This window comes from Streptomyces sp. WAC06614 (assembly GCF_003949795.1).
GTDB lineage: Bacteria > Actinomycetota > Actinomycetes > Streptomycetales > Streptomycetaceae > Streptomyces.
Genome location: NZ_RPRY01000311.1, coordinates 1 through 7882, shown reverse-complemented (window position 1 = coordinate 7882; position 7882 = coordinate 1). Strand labels below are relative to the sequence as shown.

The 7882-nt window shown below is 74.6% G+C and carries 7 protein-coding genes; 2 read left to right on the top strand and 5 right to left on the bottom strand.

Translation table 11 applies throughout. The features are described 5' to 3' along the window. Positions 1-331: 331 nt before the first annotated feature. The 3 genes from EF918_RS28950 to EF918_RS28940 form a co-directional block, all read right to left on the bottom strand. Complete coding sequence (locus tag EF918_RS28950) at positions 332-1321, bottom strand: SsgA family sporulation/cell division regulator (protein WP_125651890.1); 990 nt, start codon at positions 1319-1321, stop codon at positions 332-334. Continuing rightward, a complete protein-coding gene (locus EF918_RS28945) occupies positions 1318-2157 on the bottom strand; it encodes a hypothetical protein (protein ID WP_260610776.1) in 840 nt (279 codons plus the stop codon). The genes EF918_RS28950 and EF918_RS28945 overlap by 4 nt, the downstream gene beginning before the upstream one ends. Before the next feature lie 305 nt (positions 2158-2462). Further along, positions 2463-3200: a class I SAM-dependent methyltransferase gene (locus tag EF918_RS28940; protein WP_125651889.1), complete on the bottom strand. Its 738-nt coding sequence runs from the start codon at positions 3198-3200 to the stop codon at positions 2463-2465. 75 nt (positions 3201-3275) lie between these two features. Here EF918_RS28940 and EF918_RS28935 point away from each other — a divergent pair, with 75 nt between their 5' ends. Then, the gene (locus tag EF918_RS28935; RefSeq protein ID WP_185921970.1) at positions 3276-4787 is read left to right on the top strand and encodes an AMP-binding protein; all 1512 of its coding nucleotides are present in this window, start codon (positions 3276-3278) and stop codon (positions 4785-4787) included. Here EF918_RS28935 and EF918_RS28930 read toward each other — a convergent pair. Beyond that, positions 4750-5604, bottom strand: coding sequence for an endonuclease I family protein (locus EF918_RS28930; RefSeq protein ID WP_125651887.1), 855 nt, complete (start codon positions 5602-5604; stop codon positions 4750-4752). The two genes, EF918_RS28935 and EF918_RS28930, sit on opposite strands and share 38 nt — an antisense overlap. A gap of 240 nt (positions 5605-5844) precedes the next feature. Here EF918_RS28930 and EF918_RS28925 point away from each other — a divergent pair, with 240 nt between their 5' ends. Further along, positions 5845-6411: a DJ-1/PfpI family protein gene (locus tag EF918_RS28925; protein WP_125651886.1), complete on the top strand. Its 567-nt coding sequence runs from the start codon at positions 5845-5847 to the stop codon at positions 6409-6411. A 16-nt stretch (positions 6412-6427) separates the two neighbouring features. Here the strand turns inward: EF918_RS28925 and EF918_RS28920 are convergent, their stop codons facing one another. Then, complete coding sequence (locus EF918_RS28920; protein ID WP_260610777.1) at positions 6428-7807, bottom strand: MFS transporter; 1380 nt, start codon at positions 7805-7807, stop codon at positions 6428-6430. Between the last annotated feature and the right edge of the window lie 75 nt (positions 7808-7882).

Here is a 7882-nt window from a genome sequence, read left to right as displayed (position 1 = left end):
GGGGGTGGCAGAGGGGGGTCGCCGTAGGTGCGCCTGGTCAGGACGCCGCTGATGACGGACAGCGACGTTACCGTAGCGTACGGACATGACCGTCGCGTCACGGAAACCGTCAAAACGGATATCACGGGTCACATATCGGCCAGGCGTCCCACGGGTGGCATCCGGCCACCGCCGAGGCCCTTCGACCCGTTCGCCACCGCCGGAGGCGCGAGCCCCGCGCCGGCCCGGGCGCACCGCGCGCCCCTCCCCCACCACAACCCGCCGTCCGGCACGACGGACCGGTTCCGGAAACCTGTCCGGAATCCACCCGTCCGCGCCCGTCCCCGCGGGGTCAGTCCTTACTGCCGGGCGATGCCGTGAGCTGGCTGAACTCCTCCTCCAGCTCGTCGAGTCTGCGCATGAGGTGCTCGTCCTCCGCGCCGAACGCGACGATGCGCTCCGACTCGTCCAGGAACTGGGCCACCTCACCGCTCGGCAGCGCCACCAGGGCCGTGCCTTCGGGCGGGCTCAGCTCGATGAAGGTCCGCCGGGCCTCCTTGCGCACGTCGGTGTCGTCGCTCCACACCGTGACGTCCCCCGCACCGGCTCTGGCCCGCAGCCCCTCCACCAGCAGTTCCCGCGCGAACACCCAGGCCACCCGGTCCGGGCCGGAGCGGAAGACCGCCTCCACCGCGTACGGGTCCGAGGGGCGGTACGTCAGCCGGACCGTCAGCCGCAGCAGGGCGCCGTCGGCCGGGTCCTCGTACAGGCGCGCCAGCACGTCGGCGCGGAGCACCTCGTACTCCCCGTCCCGCTCCCGCCAGCTGCGCAGCCCGCGCGGCAGGCCCCCGCCGGTGCCCTGCCCGTACCGCTCGGCCGGGGCGAGGACGGGCGGGTCGTGCCGGGTCCCCCCCAGTCTGCCCGTCACGGAGAGGTAGATCAGGAACGACCGGTGGGCGAAGGCGTACCGGAGGTCGGGCGTGCGGACCGGCTCACGGCGCACCGCCGCGCCCGCACGCCGCGGCTCCAGCTCGCCCGTTCCCGGCACGTCGACCAGCTCCCCATCGGCCACCTGGGCCACTTCGACCACGGCCGGCTCCTGCCCGGTCCGCTCCTCCTCCCCCGGAACCGGACCGTCCGCGCCCACGGCGGCGCCCGCGGCCGCCGCCGCGATGCGTCGCCGAAAAGGCTCGGGGGTCTGCCCGAGCACCCCCCTCACATGGGGGGCGCCCAGGCTGGACGCATCCAGCAGCGCCTCGAAGTCGAGGTCCTCGTCGGCGGCCCCGACCGGTGTCACGGTCGGGACGAGGGGGTCCATGGATCCCTCACGTCGCAGGCTCATCGTGCTGCTCCCTCCCCGGGCTCCTGCTGCCGCCCACCGTCGTCGGTCAGTCGGGCGCGTAGTCGGTGGGTGCGGCGCTCCAGCGCCTTGCGGGTCAGCCCCACGCGTTGCGCGGCCTGCGCCTGGGTGCATCCGACGGCGTACCAGCCGAGGCCTTCGCGGACCTGGGGGTCCGTCAGCCGGGGCAGCAGCCGCCGGATCTCGTCGTGCACGGCCGCGGACCGGCAGGGGTCGGCCGCGCGCTGGTCGGGGATGGCGGCCATCGGGTCGCCGTCCCCGTCCTCGTCGTGGGCCGGCCGGCACAGTTCGGCCTGGCCGGTCCGGCGGTCCTCGTACCAGGTCCGGTAGACCGGGGTGAACGCGCGGATGACGGCGCCCATGTAGTACGTCGTCAGGTTCGCCCCGCCCTCCGGGCTCCAACGCCCCTCCACCAGCCCGTATCTCCGGAAGACCAGCAGTCCGTTGATGACGCTGTCGGTGGAGACCTCCAGGCGGTCGTCCTGGGTCCAGTGGGACACGATCATGTGCCGGGGCACCGGGCGGTCCGCCTCCAGTGCCCGGCGGAAGATCTCGCCGCTGGCGCACCACTTGACCATGGTGGTCCAGGCGTAGCCGGTCAGTCGCTCGACGAACCGGTCGTAGCGGGGCCCGGTGAAGCCGTCGTGCCGCAATATCTCCACGACCCGGGCGTCGGCCAGCAGGCGCGCCGCGCGCCGTTCGGCGTCCTCGCCGTCCTCGGCGTCGGCCGCGGTGTGCGGGGCCGTCGGGTCGGCGAGCTGGGTCGCGTGCAGCGGTGGGCGGACGGCGATGCCTTCGCCTTCGAGCTCAGTCGGCACATCCGCTCCCTTGCGTCACGGCGGTCTGGGCGGTTCCTGCGTATCGCCTCACGACCTTCCTCCTAGGCGGCGGCCGCCGAACGTCCCCCGCCCCGCGGACCCGCTTTCCGCTGTGATTCAGCTCACGGCCGCCGGGGCGGGGGCAGGGTGCGGGCCGCGGGCTACACCTCCGGCACACCCAGCGACCCCGAGACCGAGGAGCCGACCGTGTCCCGGCCCGCGCCCTTCCCCTCCCCCTCCGCCCCCTCCGGCCGGCGCCCGCCCCCGATCCTGCTGCTCGGGGCGGCGTGCTGCGCGTCCTCCCGTCACTGAGGGCGGTGCGCCACGCTCAGCTCCGTCACGTAGCGCTCCTCGATCCGGCCGTCCGGGAAGAGCGCGGCCAGCCGCTCGCGCTCCTCGGCCAGGAAGGCCGTGGCGCCCTCGGTGCCGACGAGGAACAGCGAGTGGGTGGAGAGTTTGGCCAGGTGGGTGTCGAGCGGGACCCACCGGGACCAGGTGACCCGGCGCCGGGTGAACACCGCCCCGTGTCCGGAGCGGGTGCGCGCGTTGATGTACCAGCCGGGCCCGAACCGCTCCTCGATCCGGGCCTCCTGCGCGGCGATCCACGGCAGGGAGGTGTCCGGGTCGTTCGACCAGACCGCGAGCGCGCCGCCGGGCCGCAGGACGCGCAGTGCCTCGGGCACCGAGCGGGCGGGGTCGGTCCAGTGCCAGGACTGGGCGTAGGTGAGCAGGTCCAGCGAGGCCGTGGCGAGCGGGAGCCGGTTGCCGTCCCCGCGCACCACGGGGACGTCGGGACGGCGGCGGCGCAGCTCCGCGGCCATGCCCTCGCCCGGTTCGACGGCGAGGACCACGGCGCCGCGCGCGTGCAGGGCGGCGGTGGCGATGCCCGTGCCGGCGCCGACGTCGGCGGCCCGGGCGCCGCGCAGGGGGAATCCGGCCACGTCCTGGAGGGCCTCGAAGAGGGCGGGCGGGTAGGACGGGCGGTTCTCGGCGTAGCGGGCGGCCGCGGAGCTGAACGAACGAGCACGGGATCCGGTCGTCATACCGCCATCATGCCGGGCCGGCCCCGCGCCCGGTGTACCGTCGCGGCGAGGGTACGGAGAGGCGGTGGGCGTGGCATGGCCGCGCGGTATGTCACTGAGCTGGTCGAGGCGTTCGAGCGGTACGCCGGCCGGCCCGCGATCGGCGGCGGAGCCGCGCTGCTGACCTTCTCCGAGGCGCTCGACGAGGTCCACCGGCTGGCCGGCGCCCTGGCGGAGGCCGGTGCGGGCCGCGGTACGGGCCTGGCCTGCGTGGTCGCGGGGAACCGGCCCGAGCTGCTGCTGGTGCGGCTGGCCGCGCACCTGCTGGGGGCACGGCTGACCATGGTGGTGGGCGGCCCCTCGGCCTACGGTCTGGAGTTCCTGCTCCAGGACTGCCGCCCCGGCCTGGTCGTCCACGACATGCCGGTGCCCGAGACGGGCGTGCCGCGGCTCGCGCTCGCCGAGCTCGTGGCGCGGGCGGCGGTGCGCGACCCGGTGCCGGTGCCGGTGCGGGCCCGGGAGGACGACGTGGCCCGGGTGACGTACACCAGCGGGACGACCGGGCTGCCCAAGGGGGTGGCCTCGACGTTCGGCGCGATGGCCGCGCGGTCGGTGGACCGCCCGGAGGCGGCCGGTGCTGTCCACCTCTCGGTCACCTCGCTGGCCGAACGGGCCGGCGGGCGCTGCCTGGAGCAGTTGCGGGCCGGGGGCCGGGTCGAGGTGCTGGAGTCCTTCGACCCGCCGGAGTTCGCCGCCGCCTGCCGGCGCCTCGCGCCGGTCTCGACGTACCTGATGGCGTCGATGGTGTACCGGCTGCTGGACCATCCGGCGACGGCCGACGGCGTCCCCGGGCTGCGGGCCGTCTCGTACGGGGCTTCGCCCATCGACCCCGGGCGGCTGCGCGAGGCCGTCACCCGCTGGGGCGGCCGGTGGCGGCAGGGCTACGGCATGAACGAGGCGGCGGTGATCTGCCGGCTCTCCCCCGCCGACCACGACGCGGCGGTCAGGGACCGGCCCGGGCTGCTGGCCTCGGTGGGCCGGCCGGCGCCCGGGGTGGAGGTCCAGGTGCGGGACGCGGACGGGGTCCGGGTACTGCCGGCCGGCTCCACCGGGGAGGTGTGGACCCGGTCGGCGGCGATGATGTCCGGCTACTGGAACCAGCCCGCCCTGACCGCCGGCGTGCTGCGCGGGGGCTGGCTGCGCACCGGTGACCTCGGCCGGCTCGACGCGGCGGGCTACCTGTACCTCGTCGACCGGGTCAAGGACGTGGTGATGGTGGACGGGGACAACGTCTACTGCCTGCCCGTGGAGGCCGCGCTCACCGGGCATCCGGCGGTGGCGGAGGCCGCCGTCGTCGGCCGGCACAGCGACCTCACCGGGGAGGAGGTCTGCGCCTTCCTGGTGCCGGCCCCCGGGTACGAGCCCGGGGACCGGGTGGCCGCGGAGGCCTGCGACCGGGTGGTCGCGGCGCTGGCGCCCTACCACCGGCCGACGGCGGTGTTCTGGGAGCGGGAGCTGCCGCTGACCTCCCGGGGCAAGCCCGACAAGCGGCTGCTGCGGCAGTGGGCCGCTACCAGATCTGGTCGACCCACTCCGGGTGGTCGATGAACGGGTTGCGGTTGTGCTGGTAGGTGTCGTAGATGACCTGGTTGCGGCGCTGCTCGAAGGCGTCCGGCGGGTCGATCCGGTTCCACTCCTTCAGGACGCTGATCCGGCCGATGGCCGGCGCCGAGCCGTTGTTCACCCGGTCGTTCATCTCCAGGTCGGCGAAGCCGTCGTCGCCGTCGTAGCGGACGGCCATGTAGAGCAGCATCCGGGCGACGTCGCCCTTGACCGCGTCGCGGGGCTCGAAGGAGTCGGCGTCGGTGAAGCTGCCCGGGGCCTCGGAGACGGGGCTGCCGCCGCGGTCGAAGTCCTTGTTGCCGCGGGTGTTGTTGACGGTGACGTCCTCGGGGCGCAGGTGGTGCAGGTCGGTGCCGGGGCCGGTGGCGGTGCCGAAGTCCCCGTGGCTCTTGGCCCACACGTGCTCGCGGTTCCAGTCGTTGGCTCCGCCGCCGTTGGTGGACTTGGACTGGGAGCGGCCCGAGTAGACGAGGATGACGTTGTTGCGGTTGTTCGGGTCCTCGTCGGTGACTTTGAGGGCGTTCCAGACCTGGTCGTACGTGATCTTCGACTGGTTCTTGACGATGCCGTGCAGGGCGGTCTTCAGGGCGGGGCCGGTCTTGCCCTGGGCCGCCGCGTAGTAGTCGGCGACCGCGGCGGCACCGGCGGCGGTCCCGGCCGTGGTCCGGTTTCCGGCGGGGGCCGGAGCGGCGGCCGGCGGCAGGCCGGCCGAGGCGGTGGCGGCGGGCACGAGCAGCAGCGCGGCGGCCGCGGCCGCCGCGAGTCCGCCCGCCCAGGGGACGTAGCGCGAGAACGTGGGCATGGGGGGGTGCACCTTTCCGCACGCACCGCTCCCGCCCGGGTCGTGGCGGGGTGTCAGGTGGCAGAGCGAGGCTCACATTGTCATGTGCCGTACAGATGAAGAGAACATGTCGGAAGCACGGATGTTCGGTCGTGACGAGGCCCTCTTGGCAGGAGTCCGCCGGACGGGCACGGTGACCGCAGGCCCGGGTGAACCCGAAGGCCTGTGTCCGTCACGCGAACGACCTTGTGGGAGCAGCCGATGGCAGTGCGGATCCTGATCGTGACCGGCGACGCGGCGGAGTCGCTGGAGGTCCTCTACCCCTACCAGCGCCTGCGCGAGGAGGGGTACGAGGTCCACATCGCGGCCCCTTCGGTGAAGAAACTGCGGTTCGTGGTGCACGACTTCGAGGACGGCTTCGACACCTACACCGAGAAGCCCGGCTACACCTGGCCGGCCGACGTGGCCTTCGCCGACGTCGACCCCGGGCAGTACGCGGCCGTGGTGCTGCCGGGCGGCCGGGCCCCGGAGTACCTGCGCAACGACCCGGAGGTGCAGCGGATCCTGACCGCCTTCACCGAGGCCGACAAGCCGGTCGCCCAGATCTGCCACGGCCCCCTGATCACCGCCGCCACCAGCGGTCTCACGGACCGTCGGGTGACGGCGTACCCGGCCCTGGAACCGGACATGAGGACGGCCGGCGCGGCCTTCGAGGACTCCGAGGCGGTGGTCGACGGCACCCTGGTCTCGGCCCGCGCCTGGCCCGACCACCCGGCGTGGATGCGGGAGTTCCTCGGGATCCTGCGGAGCAAGGCCCCGCTGGCCTGAGCCGGCCGCCCGTCCGTCAGGCCGCCGCCGGGGTCCCCGTGCGGCGGCCGGGGCGGTACAGGAAGGCGGCCACGAGGGTGACGGCCAGCACGACCAGGGACGCCGTCCGCAGACCCGTGGACATCGCCGCGGTGAACTCGGCGACGTGGGCGGGGTCCTGGAGCGTGCCGTGGAACCGCGAGGCCAGGATCGTGCCCACCACGGCCACGCCCAGGGCCGCGCCGACCTCCCGGGCCGCGGTGTTCAGGCCCGAGCCCAGTCCGGCCTGGTGGGGCGGGAGTTCGGCGACCACGCTGAGGGTCAGCGAGGGCGCGCACAGCCCGGTGCCGATGGAGAGCACCAGCAGGTGGACGGCGTAGAGGGCGTACGGGGTGCCCGCGTCGGCGGTGGAGACCAGGAACAGCCCCGCGGCGATCACGGCCAGTCCGGCGGTGACCGGCAGCCGGGGCCCGAACCGGTCCTGGAGCCGTGCGCCCAGCTTGGGGACCAGGGCCATGCCGACGGTCAGCGGGACGATCGCGAAGCCGGTCTGCGCGGGCGAGAAGCCCTTGGCGTACTGGAGGTACTGGGCGTTGACGAAGAACAGCGAGAACAGGCCGAAGAACGCGGCGCCGATGCCGAGGGTGCCGGCGCGCAGCCGCCGCGAGCGGAAGACCCGAGGGTCGAACAGCGGCCGGGCCACCCGCAGGGCGCGCAGCACGAAGACCACCAGGAGCAGCGCGCCGACGGCGAAGCTGGAGAGCACCTGGGCAGAGGTCCAGCCGTACGACGGGCCCTCGATGATGCCGCGCACGATGCCGACCAGGGCTGCGGTGAGCAGGACCGCGCCGAACGGGTCGATGGCGGCCTCGGGCCGGCGCGGGATGCGCGGCACGATCCGCACCGCGGCGAGGGCGAGCAGCACGGCGAGCGGGACGACCGCCCAGAACAGGGCGCGCCAGGTGGCGTGTTCGGCGGCCAGTCCGCCCCCGACGTTGCCCGCCAGGCCTCCGAGTCCGGCGGAGAGCGTCCAGGTGGCCAACGCCTGGCCACGGCGCTCGGGGGCGCTCAGGTGGACCAGGATCGACATGGTGGCGGGCATGATCAGGGCCGCGCCGGCGCCGCACACGCCCCGGCCGGCGACGAGCACGGCCGGTGAGACGGCGAGGGCGCTGAGCGCGGCGCCGGCGGCGAACAGGGCGAGGCCGGCCAGCAGGGCGCCCTTGCGTCCGTAGCGGTCACCGAGGGCACCGGCGGGGATCAGCAGGGCGGCGAAGACGATGACGTAGGCGTCGACCGCCCAGAGCAGTTGGCTCGGCGTCGGGTGCAGGGTGGACGCCGCGAGCTGCGGGATCAGCAGGTTGACGGCGGCCACCATGCCCTGGGCGACCAGGACGCAGGCGCACAGGACGAGCAGGGCGGGACGGCTGAGGCCGGCGGCCGGGGCGGCCGGAGCCGCGGGGCCGGTGGGACCGGCGGCTCCGGCCGCCCC